The following is an 18743-nucleotide window of genomic DNA, read 5'->3' as shown; positions in this document are numbered from 1 at the left end:
AGGATAGTTTGATGATCAAAGCGGCATTTGTTACTCAGCATTCAAATTGGCCGTGGAGGCGTCAACTTCCGTCTGGAAGCACCTCGTTTGCGGAGGTGCAGTTTTTTGCGAACATACACGATGCAGACGTGGTGTTCGTGTATGACGCGCTTCCAGAGCGCAGTCTGGATTTACGTAAGCCAGTTCCGACGGTTTTCGTCGTCTCTGAGCCATCTAACGTTAAGCGATACAACCAAAAGTTTTTGGCTCAATTTGATGCAGTTATCACTGCGGATAGAGAGACTCCACACGCTAAGCGGATACTTACCCAAGCCGGCCTTCCTTGGCATGTTGGAACTATGTCTGCCGGAGGTGAACTTCTCGCATTTCCAATGCAGTTTGAGGAATTCGAGACTCATTCCCCGCAGAAATCGAAGCTTGTGTCTGTCGTGTCGTCAAATAAGACATTCACTGCAGAGCACCGTGCAAGGCTGGAATTCGTCACGAAATTGAAAGAGGCGTTAGGTGACGAGATTGACGTATTTGGACGCGGTATCGCGGATTTTTCAGATAAACGTGATGTCCTTGATGCATATAGGTATCATATCGCTCTCGAGAACTGTGCAATTGATGACTATTGGACGGAAAAACTTGCCGATCCTTTTCTGACGTCAACTTTCCCTATCTACCACGGTTGTCCTAATGTGGCGGACTATTTCCCTGCCGGTGCATTCCGGACAATCGATATTTATGATCCGGAAAATGCAGTCGCCATCATCAAAGAAGTCATACATTCGAATATTGCAGAACAAAATCGTGAACATCTAAGCGAAGCGCGCAGGCGTGTGCTGTATGAACATAACGTTTTTGCGTTACTGGCCAAGGTTGCCAAAGATCTAATTGCCACCAATAGTGTGGGTGACAAAAAGTCCATACGGACACTTTATGCAGAGAATGAGTTTTTGCCTCTTCCGATAAGATTAAGCGCGCGAGCACGCTCGTACGTGGAACATCGCCCAGCCGTGCTGAGTATTCTTCGATCATTTAAATACAAGGCGTCTTTTGCCAAGAAGAGGGGCGTGCATTATTGGAAATACGTCACAAACGAATTCTACAGGTCTCATCAGCAATGGATTGCAAATAATCCATCCGAGGATCTCAGGTTCAGGTACGACCTTCCGCAGGGCGCAAATATCTTGGATGTTGGCGGTTATGCGGGAGACTTCGTTGCCAGGTTTCGATCGATTTGTGACGCAGATGTTACAGTTTTTGAGCCGATACCCACGTTTGCTGAAACGATAAGGAACCGTTTTGCTGGTGATGGAAAGGTGCGTTTGTACGAAGCCGGGCTTTCTGACCAGGACGAGACAGTGCGGTTTGATTTGGATGCTGATGCGTCCGGCGCTTTCGGTGCATCCGATGGAAAGAAAGTCGAAGTCAGTTTGTTAGATGCAGAACGTGTTCTGAGCGAGCGTGGTGTATCTGAGTGGCATTTGGCAAAGCTCAACATCGAAGGTGGAGAATTCGCCCTACTTAACCGGCTGATTGATACCAATCGTATCACCACAATAAAACACCTTCAGGTTCAATTTCACTTGCACGTTCCTGATGCTCGCAGGAAATATAAGAACTTGGCAAAACGCTTGCAACGTACTCATCGGCTTGAGTGGCGCTACCCGTTTGTTTGGGAGTCATGGGTAAGGCGTGATGATTTGAGTAAATAAAATGAAAAGCATCGAAATCGACGTTGTTGTACCTGTTTTTAACGGTGAGCAGTATCTTGCGGATGCACTACGTTCGATTCAAAAGCAGACGTTGCCCGCTTCACGCATAATTGTGGCAGATGACGGATCATCGGATAGAACCGCCGATGTTGCAAAGTCGTTTTTGGAATCGGATTCGCGTATAAGTTACTTAAAGTTGCCTCACAAAGGGGTTTCTGCAGCGAGAAATGCAGGAGTATTGGCTTCCAAGGCACCTTTTATAGCTTTTCTCGACGCTGATGACATCTGGTTGCCTACAAAACTCGAATGTCAGGCTGAGGTGTTTGGGCGCGCTGGATCAGATGTTGGATTTGTACACTCGTCATATTTTTGTATAAACGCTGACGGTGAACTGGCGACCAATCAATATGTTGTGCCGCCCAAAAAAAGAGGCGATATTTTTCTACCTTTGTTGATTGAAAGCTATGTGTTGTCCGGCTCTGCGTCGAGTGTATTAGTGCGGAGGGACGTATTGGATTCTGCTGGTCACTTTGATGAGCAATTGTTTCATGGTGAAGACTGGGACCTTTGGATACGCTTAGCCAAAATCAGCAAGGTGGATTTTACGCCACAAGCTGTTGTCGGAATACGCATCCATAATGAAAGTGCACAACGCCGTGTTCAAAGTGGGCGAGCTTTGAAATTTTTTCAGCAGCAAATGCGGGTATATTCGAAATGGGAGGCAGCCGTCAGAGCTGACAACCGTTTTGAGAGAAGTCTGCGGCGTGCAGCTATAGACGCTATCCTTCCGTCGATAAAAAAACCGTCAATTGTTCACGAGTTTTATCGAAGCTTCGCGACGAATGAGAATGCGTTGGTTCGCTCAATTTTCCCCAATCAACTCCATTTTTGGGCGGAGATTTGCTTTGGCATAATAAAAATTCTGGTGAAACGAATAAAAGGCAGATTTGCGTGAGCGATAGGTCAAGTGTGAATGGAGCCGTAGTAATTCGTCTTTTGGGCGGACTGGGCAACCAGATGTTCCAGTATGCTGCAGCTCTTGGGCTGTCGGAGCAATTGAACCGAAAATTGTTTTTGGATGTGTCCACTTTTGAAGCTTACAAGACTTGGCCCTATCAGCTTGATGTACTGCAAGTGCCGCAAGATATATATTCCGGCCCGCCTGTGGCAGGGCCGGTTTCCTCCTCGCTTGTGTCTCGTATAGCACGTAGACTAAATGGAGATCGGGCTTTTCGTGACGGTGTTTATCGAGAGCCAAATTTTCATTACAATCCTATAAGTGCGGATCTCTCGAGTGATGAGATATTGCTTGATGGGTATTTTCAGAGCCCGCAATATTTCCTGGGTGCGGAGGATTTGCTCCGCGCACGGTTTCAACCGAAATCTCCGTTTACGGCGACGTCAGCTGGGTGGGCAGAAAAAATTTCTGCTTCTAACTGCAGTGTTTCTTTGCATGTTCGTCGTGGAGATTATCTCAGCGCCACAGCCTCTTCAGTGCATGCTGCATTAGGTCTTGGTTATTATCATCGGGCTATCGCACTTATGCAGGATTTGGTTGGGACCGACACCGAATTTTTCCTGTTTTCTGATGACCCTGATTATGCGGCTGAAAATTTCGCAAAATCACCGCGTTTCAACGTGGTTCGGTCAGATCCGTCTGCACCTTGGGAAGACATGTTTCTCATGGCGAACTGCAAACATAATATAATTGCAAACAGTTCATACTCCTGGTGGGCCGCTTGGCTTAATAACAGTCCAGAGCGAAGAGTTATCTCTCCCGCTCAATGGTTCACCTCAGAAAAGCTTGCAGGCTGCAATGTTCTTGACTTGTATCCCGCTGACTGGATTCTCCTGAAATGAGTGATCAGCCATTAATCAGTGTCATTTTACCTGTTTATAACGCTGAAAAGTACGTGCGCGAAGCTGTTGAAAGCTTGCTGGCGCAGACATTTTCCAATTTTGAGCTGATCGTCATCAATGATGGCTCAACAGATGGAAGCGGTGCCGTTTTACGTGAATTGGCTGCTCGCGATACGCGTATTGTGCTCGTTGACCGATCAAATGGCGGGCTTGTTTCTGCTCTTAATGAAGGAATAAACCTCGCTCGTGCTGATCTTATTGCACGTATGGACGCCGATGATATCGCTATGCCAGAGCGCTTTTCAGAGCAATACCGCCGCATGTCCGAAGCGCCGCATCTTGGAGCCGTTGGCAGCTTCATTCTTCTTATTGACGCTGATGGAGAGATTGTTCGTCAAGGCGATTATCCCGTATCTGAAGGCGATGTGGAAAACTTTCTAGAAGCCGGATGCCCATTCGCCCATCCAACTGTCATGATGAGAAAAGAGGCTGCGGTTGCCGCTGGCGGGTATCGCAGAGCATTTTCTCATGCAGAAGATTATGATCTTTGGTTGCGCATTCATGAACTTGGTTATGCGCTCAGTAACATTCCAAAGCCTCTGTTAAAATACCGAGTTCATGACACAAATGTCTCGCTTGTTCATCGTGAGCAACAAGAGCTGGCGACCGTGATAGCCAAACTGTGTCATCGAATGCGCGTAGCAAAATTACCTGATCCCTCTCAAGATATTGAATCGATAGGTCCCGGACTTATTGAGATGATACCTATTGAAATGCGGAGGGACCTTGAAGCTTCTCTCTTTGTTATTCGCTATGCGCGTATCTCTCTGGGCCAGGTTGTCGAGCTAAAAAATGCCTGGCAAGACTATCGGCAGTTAGACGTGAAAACTCGTGCCGAGCCACTTATGGCTGATTTTCTTCTCAGGTTATTTAATGGTGCAGTGCGCAGGTTTTTGATCGTCTTAGCGTGTCATGCGCTGTTTTCTGCAGTACGAGTCGATCCAATGAGAACGTTTCAAATGCTGCTGCGAAAGGCAAAGCTTAGGTTTTGATGATCTATACTTGACTATCGCAAGCGGGTCATCACGTTGTTTATCTCGCAATAATTAAAGGCCGGCAAAGCTTCAAGCTTTGTCGGCCTCTTTGTAAAACCGGATTTTCTGGTTCTAGACCCGATATTCAGAACTATACCTGCGGCATGCATAGTGACGATGGCAATGTGCCGGTCATGAATATGCGCAACAAACTGATTTAAATGTTACGTTACATGATGCCTTTCCACCTGCGGTACATCTGACGTAGGGCCTGAAATGCACTTGTTGGCAGAATTCGTTTAAGCAATTTTGCGGTCTCGGCAGGCATTATCTGAAGCAGATATGAGATCTCGCGTTTCAGACGCTTTCGCTTCGTCGTGAAACGATCTCTGAAAGAAATCTTATAGCGTGCCTCCAATATCAGACGACAGTCTTCGATGTCTTTTTCAGCCCATCTGTGCCGTTTGAAAAACATAACAGTATCAAGGGCCATGAATTTAACCCCTTTGTAAACAAAGTGGTGGGCTGGATTTGCGACAAGTTCGTCTACCGGTATTGGGAATTTTAGATATTCTTCGTTGTGCCACGATATTCGGCTATCGTCCGCGAGCTTAGTCGTACGTACTTCTGGAGTGATGTAGTCCAAATCTCGACAGTCCCTGATGCCGAACGCGGCCATGACGGCACTCGAATCTATGCAATAATTTCCTGGCGATTTATCGCTGGTTATCCTTGATCTAAAATCATCAAGAAGTTCGCGGAAACGTGGCGGCTGAACAGTCGGTCTCAAATTCAAATATTGAATGCCATTTGGATTTAATAGGCAGTCAGCGATCCAGCGTGTTTCTTGATGTGTATCATTGGCATGGATGAAGTGTATCGCAGGAAAAATCTCTCTTGCATGTTCTTTGACTGTGCGTGAGGTTTGTCCTGCATTAGCCTTGAAGAAAACAGCGGTAATTGATCCACCTTGAGGAAATCGTAAATTTACAAAGTCTTCAAGCAACTCTGTTTTCCACCAAGGCTCATGGCCGTAAAGCAGTTCGATCACATTCTTTCTACCTTGATCACTTAAAGCCACATCTTTTGTGTATATGATCTTAGCAAATTCACCGATCCGATGAACCGCGGCGTCTTGAAGATTAAGTTGCGATGGAAACAGAATTGCTGTGAATGTTTCTTCGTCTAATGAAATGAATTCATTGACAAGTTGCTCGACAATATTGGGAGAAATTCCAATTCGCAAAAGGGCATCGGCTGAATGTACCTGTTTTTGTCCTTTTAATTGTACAGCTTCGACAGTTCCGTCGTGATAGAGTGCGACAGACAGACGATGGGCACCATCGATAACCGCTCCGTCAACATGAGGGAGCAGCCCCTTGTTGAAGTTCCATCCCTCCACAGCCACGCTATCAGATAATTTAGAGAATGATCTCAAGTAATCGCTAAACGAGCTCTTCGTTTTATCGCCGTCAATAAAATCGGCATTACATGTTTCAAGGTAGTGCCGGTAAATACTGGTGCCCCAACCTACGCCCCAACCTAAATTTCGCTGCTTGACAAAAATATAGCGGGCAAGAACATCAAGGCGATCGGGAGACAACAATGTACGGGCTGGAACGGATACAATTTTCTCGTCAGCACTGAGGTCATAATAATTCCAGACGTTTGCCTCGATGCCTTCGATAATTTTGTCTGCCGTCATTGTGTGTTGCCCCATGCAATTGTTACTGGGGTAATTGTGTACGCTATGTGACAAGCTTTGTAAAAAAAGCTTGATTAACGATTATACGTGAGCGTTCGTATTCTTGTGGAAATCTGAAATTTTGGGAGGGGCGCGTTTTATAGGCCGCCATACTACCGCGCAGCGCAACTTGGCGAGCTATTTGTGGATCACAATCAAATTACGGCCTCGTAAGCTTACGCAAGCTCTCGCCTACCGAAAAGGGAGGTGCCCATCCTAGGAACTTTCTCGTCATTGACATGTCGATCTCAAGGTTTTCTGTCAACCTTGCAATCATGTCCTTGCGACCGACAAGTGCTCCAAGCCCTCGTAACATGAACGGGGGGAGTGGTATGCTTTTATGCGTGCGGCCAAGCTCTGTGGTCAATCTGGTTAAAAGTTCATGGGTTGAAAGATCTTCGCCATCGCTCACCAGAAATACCGAATTTGATGCGTTCGGGTGATCCAGAACCGTTATGAGAAAATCACAAAGATTATCGACGGAGATGAAGGAACGTTTGTTGTCTACCTTGGAAAAAATCGATGGTCCGCCTTTACGTGCCCATTTGATCAAGGTTTGAAAATTACCTTTAACACCGGGGCCGTAGACGAGTGGGGGGCGAACGATTGTAATCCCCATTCCCGTTTTCGCGCCTAGTTCAATGAGTGCTTCCTCGGCTTCTGCTTTTGATACGCCATATGGATCAAGTGGGCTTCGCGGGTCAGTTGCGCGAAATGGTTTTCCGGCCGGTGTGCACTCACCATTCACCTTGATGGAGCTCACGAATACAAAACGTTGAACGCCGGCTTCTGCGGCCTGTTTAGCCAAATTAATCGTCGATAAAACGTTTGCTTCACGAAATCGCTTGATTGGATCGACGTCGGTCTCTCTCATCACGTGAACGCGGGCGGCTAAATGTACGATAGTCTCGACATCCTCGAGATAAGGATGCCAGCTCATGTCGGAACTGTAAGAGGGGATCGTTACCAAGTTAGGCGCACTTCCTCTCGTAAGTCCCCTAAACGGCATGTTACGTCGCGCCATCTCGGTAACTAGGTGGGAACCCACAAATCCAGACGCTCCAGTGACCAATGTCGTCTTCAACAAAAATACTCCATCAATCAATTCAAGTGTGCTGACTACCTTTCTCAAAGAAAGGCAAAATTCTAAGTGGCGACGACTTGGCGTCAAAAACTGAAGTTCTAGTGCTTAACGCCTCTGGCTCCGATAACGCTCACGGCGGTCATAATCAAAATGCGCATGTCGAGAAGGAAGCTATGTCGTGCCAGGTAGTGGGCATCCAAGGCGACTTTTTCTGGAATCGCCAATTCATCTCGACCGTTGATTTGTGCCCAGCCCGTCAGCCCTGGCGGAAGTGAATGGACATTGCACAAGGTCCGCGCTTCAATCAGGTCGTATTGATTATAAAGAGCGGGCCGCGGCCCCACGAAACTCATCTCGCCATTCAGTATGCACCAGAGCTGGGGTAGTTCGTCGAGACTGGTCTTGCGCAAGAAGCTGCCAATTGGCGTTAAATGCTTCGCTGGGTCATTTAAGAGATGTGTTGCGACGACTGGGGTATCCACAGCCATCGTTCGAAACTTTGGCATATCGAACAATTGATTGCCTCTACCAACGCGTTTCGACCAGTAAAGAGCCGGACCCTTCGAGGTAAGCCTCACGGCAATGCCGACCATGATCATGGGCACGGCGAGAATTATCGCTGCTAATATCACGAGAACTAGATCGGTTATGCGTTTCGCCGTCATTTTCAGAGCTCTGAGTTATAATATTGTTATCTCATAGAGTGGAGATAGGCGATGTATTTCGAAACGGCCAGCCTAGCAACCTCGATATCTTAATGGCCGGAAGAGTACCCAAAAACCGTTACAGTCTCCAATCGGTTGTTTCCTTGGCGAATATGGATTTCACGTCCAGCAATGCGCCATTTTCCTTTGCAAGGTTGCGCAATGCGTCTGTGCCCATTTCCTTGAATTGGCTGTGGCCAACAGCGACGATAACAGCACTGTAATCGTCAGTTTCTGGTAATGCTGTCAGGCATTTCAGGCCGTACTCACGGTCGGCGTCCTCAACATTTATGCAAGGGTCGTAAATATCGACCTCAAGATTATATTCTTTGAGGGAGTGAATGATGTCGACAACTTTGGTGTTGCGTAGATCCGGGCAATCTTCCTTGAATGTCAGCCCGAGCACGAGTACCCGCGCATTGTTAAGCGGTAAATCACGTTGCAAAATAAGCTTTACCGTCTTTTCTGCAACAAATGCGCCTATGCTGTCATTGATGCGGCGCCCGGCTAGGATGACAGCTGGATGATAACCGATCTGTTGAGCCTTGTGTGTGAGGTAGTAGGGGTCAACACCAATGCAGTGGCCGCCAACGAGACCGGGTCTGAACGGTAAGAAGTTCCATTTCGTACCGGCGGCTTCAAGCACGTCCATCGTGTCAATTTCCAGCCTCTGAAAGATCAGGCTCAATTCATTCATCAAAGCGATGTTGACGTCTCGCTGGGTGTTTTCAATCACTTTGGCGGCTTCGGCAACACGAATGGAACTGGCCTTGTGGGTGCCAGCCAGAATGATCTGTTTATACAGGCTATCAACAAGGTCAGCGGTTTCGGGCGTGCTGCCACTCGTGACCTTTACGATGTTCTCCAAACGGTGGACCTTATCCCCTGGATTGATACGTTCCGGGCTGTAACCGCAGAAAAAATCTCGGTTGTAGACCAAGCCAGACTCCGCTTCCAGGATAGGTACACAGACTTCTTCCGTCGCGCCCGGATAGACCGTGGATTCGAAAATGACGACATCGTTTTTTTTCAGCACTCGTCCCACTGTTTCGCTTGCCTTAACAAGCGGTGTCATGTCCGGGCGATTTGCCTCATCCACGGGTGTCGGAACTGTTACGATAAAGATGGAGGCGGTTAATAACTGCGCCGGATCCGCCGTGAACGATATTTTGGTGCTGGCTTTCAACTCATCTGGCGTCAGTTCTTGAGTACGGTCGTGTCCCGACGAAAGTTCCGTTATTCGCGTTGGGTTGATATCGAAGCCGATTGTTTCTCTAACGCGACCGAATGCTGCTGCGAGAGGAAGTCCGACATAGCCAAGGCCAATAACGGCTACAGTTCGATTTTCCAACGTCATTATCTCACCTTTCAGAATGATATGAGCAGCTTCTTCGTAACGCTTGAAGGTACGTGCGATTAGCAAAGTGCACGTGGTTTTTCTATGGTGGATTGTCGTTTTAAACTGCACTATCTGAATGTTGATCGTCTTTAAGCGTAAAACGAATTGACGATTTATCGATTGTGTTGGAAACGCTTGGTGTTCCGTTGCCGAGGCGACGAGTCACACATTACTGAACTAAACTGCGAGTTGGAGCGTCTGTCGTGAAAATACTGCTTACTGGTGCGGCGGGATTTATCGGGATGCACACGAGCATTCGTTTGCTTGAGCGTGGCGATACGGTCATTGGCGTGGACAACTTGAACGACTACTACGACGTCGCTTTAAAAGAAGCGCGTTTGGCACGGTTGAAAGAGTATCCGAATTTCATCTTTTCCAAGCTGAGTGTCGAAGACAAGGATGGTGTTGCCCGCATCTTCAAACAACACCGTCCGCAGCGCGTCATTCATCTGGCCGCACAGGCCGGTGTTCGGTATTCTTTAGAAAATCCGCACGCTTATATCGATTCCAACATTCAGGGTTTCCTGAATATTCTTGAGGGTTGTCGGCATAACGGTGTTGAAAGTCTGGCCTATGCAAGTTCGTCCTCGGTGTATGGTGGAAACACCGCTTTGCCGTTCAGCGAACATCACAATATCGACCACCCGATAAGTCTTTACGCTGCCACAAAAAAGGCAAATGAACTCATGGCTCACACATACAGCCATCTGTTCAATCTACCGACGACAGGTTTGCGCTTTTTCACGGTCTATGGTCCGTGGGGACGCCCGGATATGGCGCTGTTTCTGTTCATTAAAGCAATATTGGACGGTAAGCCGATCAATGTCTTCAACCACGGGCAAATGGTCCGTGATTTCACTTATGTCGATGATATTGTCGAAGGTGTTGTGCGGATAAATGATCGACCTGCCGAGGCCGACCCTAATTTTGATCCGGCCAATCCTGATCCCTCGACCAGCAACGTGCCGTATCGTGTATTCAATATAGGCAACAATCAGCCAACCCATCTCATGGACTACATCGGCGCGCTGGAGGATGCCCTGGGCATGAAGGCTGAGAAAAACTATCTGCCGATGCAGATGGGTGATGTGCCGGCAACCGCGGCTGATACCGATGAACTTGAACGTTGGGTCGGTTTTAATCCAGACACGCCGGTCAAGGTTGGGGTCGCGCGATTTGTCGAGTGGTATAAGTCTTACTACTCCACAAAGTCTTGATACCTTTTCTCGTCTTTCTCAAGTCTCCTGGCATGGCCCGTCTTTTGATCGTCGAATAATCACGACACCTCTATTCGTGCCGTTGAATTTGTGCGCAATGTTCGAAACCTGATGATCTGCAGGCTATGTCGAGGAAGAGTTTAGATGGCAGCCCGAAAAAAGGTTTTGCGTGGAGGGGAAAATGAGAGTGATCAGGGCGCTGGGCAGCTGAACAGCGCAAAACTCACAGACCGTCATCTCGAGGTGTTGGAAGCAGCAGGCGCACTCTTTGCCGAGCGTGGGTTTGCGGCGACGTCGATCCGTGACATAGGTGAAAAAGTCGGGCTGCTGGGCGGTTCGCTCTACCATTACATCAAGTCCAAGGAAGCCCTGTTTGTCAAAGTCCACGATATGGCGTTGCAAATGGGGGAAGATAGTATTCGCGCGGCTATCGAAGGCGTTGAGGATCCTTGGAAGCGGCTGGAAGTCGCATGCATCACCATGCTGGATATCCAGCTTGACCCGAATTCGTTGACCTTGCCTCTGATGAATGATTTTCAGTCAGTGCCACCTGCGGTGCGTGAAAAACTGATCCTGAAGCGTGATGCCTTTGAGGCGCTGTTTACAGAACTTGTCAACGCGCTGCCGCTTGATCCCGCACTTGATCGCAGCGTTTATCGCCTTTTGCTGTTGACGCTGCTGAATAAGGTGGCTGGCTGGTATCGGGCAGGGCGTCTTTCACCGGAAGACATTGCTCGTCAAATCGTGGCGATATTCCATCATCCTGCGCAGTGACATCAAGCGCTTAGATCTGCACAGGAAATTCGCTTCACAGACGAGATAAGACAGGGTGTAGAGACCTTGCTGTCACAGGTCCATTGCAATTCTAGTGATATGTGACGCAGTTCATTAACCTTCAAATTGTTCTGTTTTAGAACAGGCGTCCGAATTTACCTGTCATTTCCATATTCCACCTAGCTTGCCTTCAAACAGGGCGGTTGGGAAAAGAATAGTGAACGCACAACGTAAACTCACAACCAATATAATTGATCATCGAGCGGACCTGTCGTCAGGCTTGTCGGTTGCGCATGCTCGCATCGAAAAGACCTTTCTGGATGGCGGCTCAGTGCTGGTTTCCGTCATGGAAATTTTGAGTGATCTGATTGCAATTCTCGACCGCATGGCCGGTACGATGGATGGCGGTACTGCTGATGCGGCGATCGCCGGCATGCGCAAGACGATTGAAGACCTTGCCCGTCTGCCTGATACCGAGCAGCAACGGCAGGTGGCGTTTGAAGCCATGGCTGAATTCTGCAAGTCGACGGACAATCATCTCGATGATATCAGAGAGACAATCCGCTATCTCAAGACATTTGCCATCACGGTGAAGATTACCGGTGCAGGCATTGCCGAATTTTCATCGTTTGCTGACGAAATCCGCGAGCGCATTCAGTTTGGTGCTGATGAAGTTGGCAAGTTTGGTGCCTATCTTGAAACCATGCGCCAGCAGCTTGGCAAGGCGCGGAATTTCTCGGCAACGATCCTGAAGGATTTTCAGGCAACTATCCCGGAAATCATTGAAGGCTTGAAGCGCAATTCAGCGCTGGTGGGCGAACAGCATCGCGAAATGAAGCAGATGGCTGCTCAGGTTAAATCCATCGCGCAGGGCGTTCAGAGCAAGATTGCCTCGGCACTTTCATCTTTGCAGATCGGCGACATCACACGCCAGCGCATCGAGCATGTTCAGTCGACCATGCAGATGCTGGATGAATACCTGAATTCTGATGAGGCCAGGGAGCTCTCTCAGGATGAAGCCGATACGTTGAAAGAAGCTGTTGCGATTCTCGTGAATGCACAGCTGGAGGAAACCACGACAGATCTGCAGCGGGACTGCCGCAAGATTTTCGCAGGTATTTCCAGCTTCGCCGATGACGCTGCACGTATTCTTTCGCTGCGTGATAACCTCGTCGAGAACACACGCCAGGCCGGTGGCGGTGCCTTGCAGCTTATGGAGCGTGATATCTCCAAGGCTTGTCAGCTGGCAGAACGCGTGCAGGGTAGCAGTACGGATGCCGACGCTGTTGTGAGCACGGTTACACAAACTGCTGACGACCTGCTCCGAGGCATGGGGGTACTGCGTTCCATCAAGACAGAAATTCACTACATGGCTTTGAACTCCAATCTTCGTTGCTCCAAACTGGGTGATGAAGGACGTTCTGTGAATGTGGTGAGCGCTGAATTACGGGTATTCGCTGAGAAGCTGGAAAGTCCTGCAGATGCGATCGTGTCCGACCTGCAGCAGATCGAAACGGCAATCGGCAAACTTGGTCTCCATGAAGCCAATGCTTCCAATGACCTCAGCCAGCCTCTGCGTGACGCACTTGCTGCCGTCACCGGTGCCAAAACTGAAATGGAAGCTGGCATGGAGGATCTGGCGCGCGAAGGTCAGGCCGTGTTCAGCCGTATCAGCTCGGCGGTCGTGAAACTCGATTTTGAAAACGAGCTTGGCAATGTCCTGGATGAGTGCTGCGGACTGTCCGCGAGCGTCCTGAACGGTGGTTCGATTGATGTCGCGTCAATCGGTGAAAAAATCCAGCCCTTCTCGAACCGGATTTACAAACTTTACACCATGGCGCAAGAACGTGACATTCACGCCCAGTATTTCCCGGTTGATCTCGGTCCCGCAAAAGAAACGGTTACATCGTCATCTATAGACGACGACGATCTGTTCGCTGACGCTTTGTTTTAAGCCGGTGATGCTGCCTGAACTTGTTCAGGCAGCGCGCATCATGTCCGACTTGCGCTTGGCTGTTGAGGCCGGAAGCAGACGCAGAATTTCGTCTGCAAAACATGCGGCGTTGTGAATGGCCTTGTCCAGGTTGCTCACCTGCGCCGGGTTCATCATGTGCAGATAACCGTTAAATTCGAACATGTCGCGGAATGCAGAGCGTTCAATGATCGGTGTATCCAGAACATGTACATTACGCGAGGCCAACAGTTGACGTGCAGCCTGCAAGGCGCGTGTGGTGACCAGTGAATTGACGCGCGTCAGCACAACAGAGTGCGGAATGCTGATATTGGCCTTCTCATAGAGATAACGCAACAGTTCCAGCACCTGGGCACCACCTTGCGCGTCCATCGTGCTTCCCTGCACGGGGATCATGACGTGATCTGACAGACCGATTGCTGTGGCCAGCAAAGGTGATTGTGCGCCTGGCAGGTCGATGATGACGTGATCGAAGGCCTTGCGGCTGTCCAGCACATGCTGCTGCAAGTTGGATGCGGTGACATAGGTGATGACTGTAAAGCTGACCCGGTAATCAGCGGCATCGCGCCACCGTGAGATCCAGCGCTGTGGATCGGTATCAATCACACATACGCGCAGGCCCCGACGGGCAAGTTCAGTCGCCAGCAACAGGACTGCGGTTGTTTTGCCCGCGCCGCCCTTGGTGTTTGCAAACGTGATGACTGACATGGCCGCAGATCCGAAATTTTGACAGAGACGTTCATGCCTCACAGGACGCACCGGGTCGCATGGTGGTTCGTCCATCATTCGCCAACATGGTTAATGAACAGTAAAACAGCCGCCGGAAATCTGATTATCGCCGGCGATCTTCAGCCAATATCTCTGCGGCTATGCGGTCGAGTGGCAGGATCTTTTCGACACCGCCATGGGCGATTGCTTCTTTCGGCATGCCGAAAACGACGGAACTTGCTTCATCCTGAGATACGGTGAAAGCACCAGCCTGATGCATTTCCAGCATGCCACGTGCGCCGTCGTCACCCATGCCGGTCATGATGACACCCATGGCATTGGCGCCGGCGGCGCGCGCTGCCGAACGGAAAAGCACGTCAACAGACGGGCGGTGACGTGATACCAGGGGACCGGTGCGGACGGACACATGATAACGGGCGCCCTGGCGCTCCAGCAACATGTGTTTGTCACCCGGTGCAATCAACACATGACCACGCAACACAGGGTCACCGTCGGCCGCTTCTTTGATTTCCATCTCGCACAGGCTGTTGAGACGTTTGGCAAAAGCTGCGGTGAATTTTTCCGGCATATGCTGGACAATGACGATGCCAGGTGCATTGGCAGGAAGTTTCTCCAGCATTTCGCGCAGTGCTTCTGTGCCACCGGTCGAGGCACCCACGCAGACGACCATTTCCGTGGTGCGAGCCATCGCCTTGCCCGAGGGAGGAGGCAGGACTGCATCAGCCGTCAGCTTGGCAGTTGGCCCGCTGAGTTCCGACTGGCGGGCGGACGTAATCTTACGACGTCCTAGCCTTGCCTGTGCAGCACTCTTCACGACTTCGCATATCCTCATGGCAGACTCTGCAAGATGGTCCGCTGCGCCAATTTTGGGCTTGAGGATAACATCGACGGCGCCGGCTTCGAGAGCCTGGAGCAGCGTTTCCGAGCCGGATTCCGTCAATGAGGAACACATCACCACTGGGATCGGATGTTGTGACATCAATTTGCGAAGAAAGGTGATCCCGTCCATACGCGGCATCTCGACGTCAAGTGTGATGACGTCGGGGATCTCTTCTTGTATTCGCTTGGCGGCGATGAAGGGATCGGCGGCTGCGCCGATCACTTCGATCTGCGGATCGGACTGCAGGACCGCTGTGAGCGTCTGTCGGACACTCGCAGAATCGTCAACGATGAGGACGCGGATCTTCTTGGACATAACGCTAGTTAGTTCTTCTTGAACACGGTGTTGGCAACTTGTCGTATCGGAAGATCGATCCCCGTGACGGTTTCAGAATGACCGATAAACAAATATCCACCTGAGACAAGGTTTTCACAAAGGCGCGACAACACGTGCACCTGCGTTTTCTTGTCAAAATAAATGAGGACATTCCGGCAGAAAATCATCTGAACAGGCTCGCCGATCTGGTACTTAGCATCCATCAGATTAAGACGGGCAAACCCTACTTTTGACCTCAGTGCGGGAGAGATGCGGACGTCATTCCTGTGTTTGTCTACCGGTTGCATGACGTATTTTTTTGCCAGTGGAGCAGGAACAGGCTCTAGCAGATCACGTGCGTATACACCGCTATGCGCTTTTTTCAGGACATCCGTTGAAAGGTCCGTTGCCAGGATACTGTAGTCCTGGATCACATTTCTCTCGACAGCTTCTGCCAGTACCATGGCCATAGTGTAGGGTTCGGCACCTGTTGAACATGCCGAACTCCAGGTGCGAATACGACGATGACCATCTCTCGCAAGTGTCGGAAGAGCGACCTGTTCCATATACTCGAAATGGTTCGGTTCACGGAAAAAGTCTGTCTTGTTGGTCGTAACGACATCGATCAGGTGAATGGACTCTGCATCCATGCCACCTTCTCGAAACAGATAGTTACAGTAGGCGCTGAATGTCCCACAGCCTGTCGCCCGCAATCTCTTGCGAAGGCGACCTTCCAGCATTGATCGTTTTGTATCGGGCATCTTGATGCCGCAATAATCATAGATGTAAGCCGCGAGTTGACGAAAGTCTCGTTGGCTAAGGCTGTCATCAAAGGTGTTTCTTGCAGTCGCATTCAAGACAAAAGCTCCTTTATGCGGCTTGGCCAGAGCGGCTGGATGGGCGCGAAAGCACGCCAGCGGCATCGGAGAAAAGGCGTGCGAGGTCTATGATGACCACGAAGTCACTTTCACGCCTCACCACCCCGGCTATGTAGTCCGAACTCCAGTTTACCCCAATGTCAGGCGCTGTTTCGATCTGGTCACCCCTGAAAGGAGTGACCTCAAACACCTTGTCGGCCACCAAGCCGAGCGCAAGTACGCGCTCGGTCATTGGAATATCGAGAACTAACATCCTGGTGTGGGGTGTCTTGACCGTCCCGCTCATGCCTAAGCGAAGTCTGAGGTCAATGACCGGAACGCCTTGTCCACGCACATCGCGCAAGCCAAGAAGATAATCCGGTCCGTGTGGGATCTTGAATGCATCCTCATGATCGAGGATTTCACGAACCACCTCAACAGGTACCGCAAAGACTTCGTCACCCAGGCTGAATGTAACAAACTGACCTTCGGAGGATACATTGGTCATAGATCAGGCACTTTCTCTAAAATCTGCATCGCCTGCGTCGGGTCCGCCCATGGACATGTCGAGAGCGAAGCCTTTTGCCCGAGCTTGCTGAGATGCGACCGAGTTCGCTGTTGCGGATCTCGATGCTGGTGCCTTGGCGACAGGTCGTGCAGCAATTACAGGCTTTGCGGCGGGTTTGCGAACCGCAGCGGCTTGCGGAACTACGGTACGATCAACGCGGAAGAAGGCGATGCTGCTCTGCAGCTCTTCTGCCTGCGCGGCAAGCTCTTCGGATGTTGCAGACATTTCTTCGGAGGCACCGGAGTTCTGCTGCGTGACCTTGTCCAGCTGCTGAATCGCTTCGTTGATCTGGCTCGCACCGATATCCTGTTCGCGGCAAGCGGCCGAAATTTCGGAAACAAGTTCAGCTGTCTTGCGAATGTCAGGTACGAGACGGTTGAGCATTTCGCCCGCTTCCGTCGCGACCTGAACGGTCTCACCGGAGAGTGAACTGATTTCCGATGCAGCTGCCTGGCTGCGTTCGGCGAGCTTGCGGACTTCGGAAGCGACGACCGCAAAACCCTTGCCATGTTCACCCGCACGGGCTGCTTCTACAGCGGCATTGAGAGCGAGAAGGTCTGTCTGACGTGCGATCTCCTGAACGATCGAGATTTTTTCGGCGATGGTACGCATTGCGCTGACCGCACGACCCACAGCCTCGCCGCTTGCTTCGGCATCCTTAGAGGACTGGCGAGCAATCTTCTCTGTCTGCGCTGCGTTGTCGGCGTTTTGTTTGATATTGGCAGCCATCTCTTCCATTGACGCAGAGGCTTCTTCGGCGGATGATGCCTGTTCGGTTGCACCCTGAGAAAGCTGCTCAGAGCTTGCAGACAATTCCTGACTGCCGGAAGAGACATTGTCTGAGGCAGACAGTGCGTCTGCAACAACGCCGCGAAGACGCTCAACCATACGTTCCAGTGCCAATCCGAGCGTGTCCTTGTCGGACAGCGGTGTTGGCGTCACAGTCAGATCACCGTCGGCAATCTGGTCGGCGATAGAAGCGGTGTTGCGCAGGTTGCCCGTCATCACATTGATGCGGTTAACGAGATCCTTGATTTCATCATTCGTCTTGATGTCGACATCCTGATTGAGATCGCCAAGCGCAACAGCTTCAGCGACAACCATGATTTTTTTCAAGCCGCGGTTGATGCCAAGAGCAATCCACAACGCTGCACTAATCGCGAGCACAAGTGCAATGACTGTCAGTCCTATGATATAGTCGCGAGTGGCCGTGTACTGCTCATTTGTGTCCTGGTCTGCCTGGACCATTGAGGCCTTGTTCGCCTCGACACGGGCTGTGATCAAAGCCTCGATTTCATCCACGATAAGCCGTCCCTGGCCAGTGGCAAGACGGACTGCCTCTGTCGCGTTGTTGACGCGTGCAAATTCCCGGATCTGATCGTCAATCGCGAAGAGGCGAGCACTCGCAGCACGAACTTCTCTCCAACCACGCTTGCCGTCTTCGGTTGTGGATGCCTGCTCGAGTTCATTGACCTGTTCATCAAAGCGCTGACGGTTTGTGGAGCTAGCTTCGATGTATTTTGCAACATCCGCACTATTGGTTGCCGTCGCCATGTTCATCTGAGAGCGGGTGATCCGAAGCTGAATGTTGCTTAGGTTCTGGGCGCTTTCGAGACGATGCGCCGGACCTGCGATGATGTCCGTCACGGCCTGATTCAGATTTGCCAGGCTATAAATGCCGTAGCCCGCGGTGATGGCGAGCAGTGTAATAACAAGACCGAAGGCCATTGCCAGTTTCAGTTTGATAGTCAGACGCATGTATGTCCCCGATGACGGTAATGTGCGAAGTTGGCTCTTCATACTTCACGGAAGAAAAGCTTTGAGAATGCAGTGGGGCGAGACATCCACCTGTCTGCAGGTCCGTGCGACCCTTTGGGCCACCGCATACACGCGGTGGTGTGAT

The 18743-nt window shown here is 50.3% G+C and carries 16 protein-coding genes; 7 read left to right on the top strand and 9 right to left on the bottom strand.

What is annotated here, in order from left to right; all coding sequences use genetic code 11:
* Positions 1 to 11 precede the first annotated feature (11 nt).
* The 4 genes from IB237_RS14050 to IB237_RS14035 are packed head-to-tail and all read left to right on the top strand — an operon-like array spanning position 12 to position 4615.
* Complete coding sequence (locus tag IB237_RS14050) at positions 12 to 1703, top strand: FkbM family methyltransferase (RefSeq protein WP_192489276.1); 1692 nt, start codon at positions 12 to 14, stop codon at positions 1701 to 1703.
* A 1-nt stretch (position 1704) separates the two neighbouring features.
* Positions 1705 to 2658 carry a glycosyltransferase gene (locus IB237_RS14045; protein WP_192489275.1) on the top strand — a complete coding sequence of 318 codons (954 nt, stop codon included), beginning with the start codon at positions 1705 to 1707 and terminating at the stop codon, positions 2656 to 2658.
* The gene (locus tag IB237_RS14040; RefSeq protein ID WP_192489274.1) at positions 2655 to 3563 is read left to right on the top strand and encodes an alpha-1,2-fucosyltransferase; all 909 of its coding nucleotides are present in this window, start codon (positions 2655 to 2657) and stop codon (positions 3561 to 3563) included. The genes IB237_RS14045 and IB237_RS14040 overlap by 4 nt, the downstream gene beginning before the upstream one ends.
* Entirely contained in the window at positions 3560 to 4615 is a 1056-nt protein-coding gene (locus tag IB237_RS14035) for a glycosyltransferase (RefSeq protein ID WP_192489273.1), read from the top strand. Before IB237_RS14040 ends, IB237_RS14035 begins: the two co-directional genes overlap by 4 nt.
* A gap of 211 nt (positions 4616 to 4826) precedes the next feature.
* Here IB237_RS14035 and IB237_RS14030 read toward each other — a convergent pair whose 3' ends face one another.
* The 4 genes from IB237_RS14030 to IB237_RS14015 form a co-directional block, all read right to left on the bottom strand.
* Entirely contained in the window at positions 4827 to 6302 is a 1476-nt protein-coding gene (locus tag IB237_RS14030) for a hypothetical protein (protein ID WP_192489272.1), read from the bottom strand.
* 199 nt (positions 6303 to 6501) lie between these two features.
* Positions 6502 to 7413 (bottom strand): NAD-dependent epimerase/dehydratase family protein, encoded by a 912-nt coding sequence (locus IB237_RS14025; protein WP_210323962.1) that lies wholly within the window; start codon positions 7411 to 7413, stop codon positions 6502 to 6504.
* A 110-nt stretch (positions 7414 to 7523) separates the two neighbouring features.
* Positions 7524 to 8090 carry a sugar transferase gene (locus IB237_RS14020; RefSeq protein ID WP_192489270.1) on the bottom strand — a complete coding sequence of 189 codons (567 nt, stop codon included), beginning with the start codon at positions 8088 to 8090 and terminating at the stop codon, positions 7524 to 7526.
* A 118-nt stretch (positions 8091 to 8208) separates the two neighbouring features.
* Positions 8209 to 9597: a nucleotide sugar dehydrogenase gene (locus IB237_RS14015; protein WP_371815321.1), complete on the bottom strand. Its 1389-nt coding sequence runs from the start codon at positions 9595 to 9597 to the stop codon at positions 8209 to 8211.
* A gap of 134 nt (positions 9598 to 9731) precedes the next feature.
* Between IB237_RS14015 and IB237_RS14010 the strand changes: the two genes are divergently transcribed.
* The 3 genes from IB237_RS14010 (at position 9732) to IB237_RS14000 (ending at position 13473) form a co-directional block, all read left to right on the top strand.
* Positions 9732 to 10745 (top strand): NAD-dependent epimerase, encoded by a 1014-nt coding sequence (locus tag IB237_RS14010; RefSeq protein WP_192489269.1) that lies wholly within the window; start codon positions 9732 to 9734, stop codon positions 10743 to 10745.
* A gap of 144 nt (positions 10746 to 10889) precedes the next feature.
* Positions 10890 to 11519: a TetR/AcrR family transcriptional regulator gene (locus tag IB237_RS14005; protein WP_192489268.1), complete on the top strand. Its 630-nt coding sequence runs from the start codon at positions 10890 to 10892 to the stop codon at positions 11517 to 11519.
* A gap of 217 nt (positions 11520 to 11736) precedes the next feature.
* Positions 11737 to 13473, top strand: coding sequence for a methyl-accepting chemotaxis protein (locus IB237_RS14000; protein WP_192489267.1), 1737 nt, complete (start codon positions 11737 to 11739; stop codon positions 13471 to 13473).
* A 24-nt stretch (positions 13474 to 13497) separates the two neighbouring features.
* Here IB237_RS14000 and IB237_RS13995 read toward each other — a convergent pair whose 3' ends face one another.
* From IB237_RS13995 to IB237_RS13975, 5 genes are all read right to left on the bottom strand, one after another.
* On the bottom strand, positions 13498 to 14199 hold the full coding sequence (locus IB237_RS13995; RefSeq protein ID WP_192489266.1) for a ParA family protein: 702 nt from the start codon (positions 14197 to 14199) through the stop codon (positions 13498 to 13500).
* A gap of 124 nt (positions 14200 to 14323) precedes the next feature.
* The gene (locus IB237_RS13990) at positions 14324 to 15415 is read right to left on the bottom strand and encodes a chemotaxis response regulator protein-glutamate methylesterase (protein ID WP_192489265.1); all 1092 of its coding nucleotides are present in this window, start codon (positions 15413 to 15415) and stop codon (positions 14324 to 14326) included.
* 8 nt (positions 15416 to 15423) lie between these two features.
* Positions 15424 to 16272 (bottom strand): protein-glutamate O-methyltransferase CheR, encoded by an 849-nt coding sequence (locus tag IB237_RS13985; RefSeq protein WP_246787912.1) that lies wholly within the window; start codon positions 16270 to 16272, stop codon positions 15424 to 15426.
* A 13-nt stretch (positions 16273 to 16285) separates the two neighbouring features.
* Positions 16286 to 16780, bottom strand: a complete 495-nt coding sequence (locus tag IB237_RS13980) for a chemotaxis protein CheW (RefSeq protein ID WP_192489263.1) — start codon at positions 16778 to 16780, stop codon at positions 16286 to 16288.
* Positions 16781 to 16783: 3 nt separating this feature from the next.
* Positions 16784 to 18598, bottom strand: coding sequence for a methyl-accepting chemotaxis protein (locus tag IB237_RS13975; RefSeq protein WP_192489262.1), 1815 nt, complete (start codon positions 18596 to 18598; stop codon positions 16784 to 16786).
* Positions 18599 to 18743: the final 145 nt, after the last annotated feature.

It is taken from the genome of Agrobacterium sp. AGB01, from assembly GCF_014851585.1.
In the GTDB taxonomy this organism is placed as follows: Bacteria; Pseudomonadota; Alphaproteobacteria; order Rhizobiales; family Rhizobiaceae; genus Agrobacterium.
Note: the sequence above shows the minus strand (reverse complement) of the source record. Positions and strands in the feature narration are given on the sequence as shown.

Coding starts and splice junctions, on each gene's coding strand:
- IB237_RS14050 (WP_192489276.1), top strand. CDS start 12: ATGATCAAAGCGGCATTTGTTACTCAGCATTCAAATTGGCCGTGGAGG.
- IB237_RS14045 (WP_192489275.1), top strand. CDS start 1,705: ATGAAAAGCATCGAAATCGACGTTGTTGTACCTGTTTTTAACGGTGAG.
- IB237_RS14035 (WP_192489273.1), top strand. CDS start 3,560: ATGAGTGATCAGCCATTAATCAGTGTCATTTTACCTGTTTATAACGCT.
- IB237_RS14030 (WP_192489272.1), bottom strand. CDS start 6,302: ATGACGGCAGACAAAATTATCGAAGGCATCGAGGCAAACGTCTGGAAT.
- IB237_RS14020 (WP_192489270.1), bottom strand. CDS start 8,090: ATGACGGCGAAACGCATAACCGATCTAGTTCTCGTGATATTAGCAGCG.
- IB237_RS14005 (WP_192489268.1), top strand. CDS start 10,890: ATGGCAGCCCGAAAAAAGGTTTTGCGTGGAGGGGAAAATGAGAGTGAT.
- IB237_RS13995 (WP_192489266.1), bottom strand. CDS start 14,199: ATGTCAGTCATCACGTTTGCAAACACCAAGGGCGGCGCGGGCAAAACA.
- IB237_RS13990 (WP_192489265.1), bottom strand. CDS start 15,415: ATGTCCAAGAAGATCCGCGTCCTCATCGTTGACGATTCTGCGAGTGTC.
- IB237_RS13980 (WP_192489263.1), bottom strand. CDS start 16,780: ATGACCAATGTATCCTCCGAAGGTCAGTTTGTTACATTCAGCCTGGGT.
- IB237_RS13975 (WP_192489262.1), bottom strand. CDS start 18,598: ATGCGTCTGACTATCAAACTGAAACTGGCAATGGCCTTCGGTCTTGTT.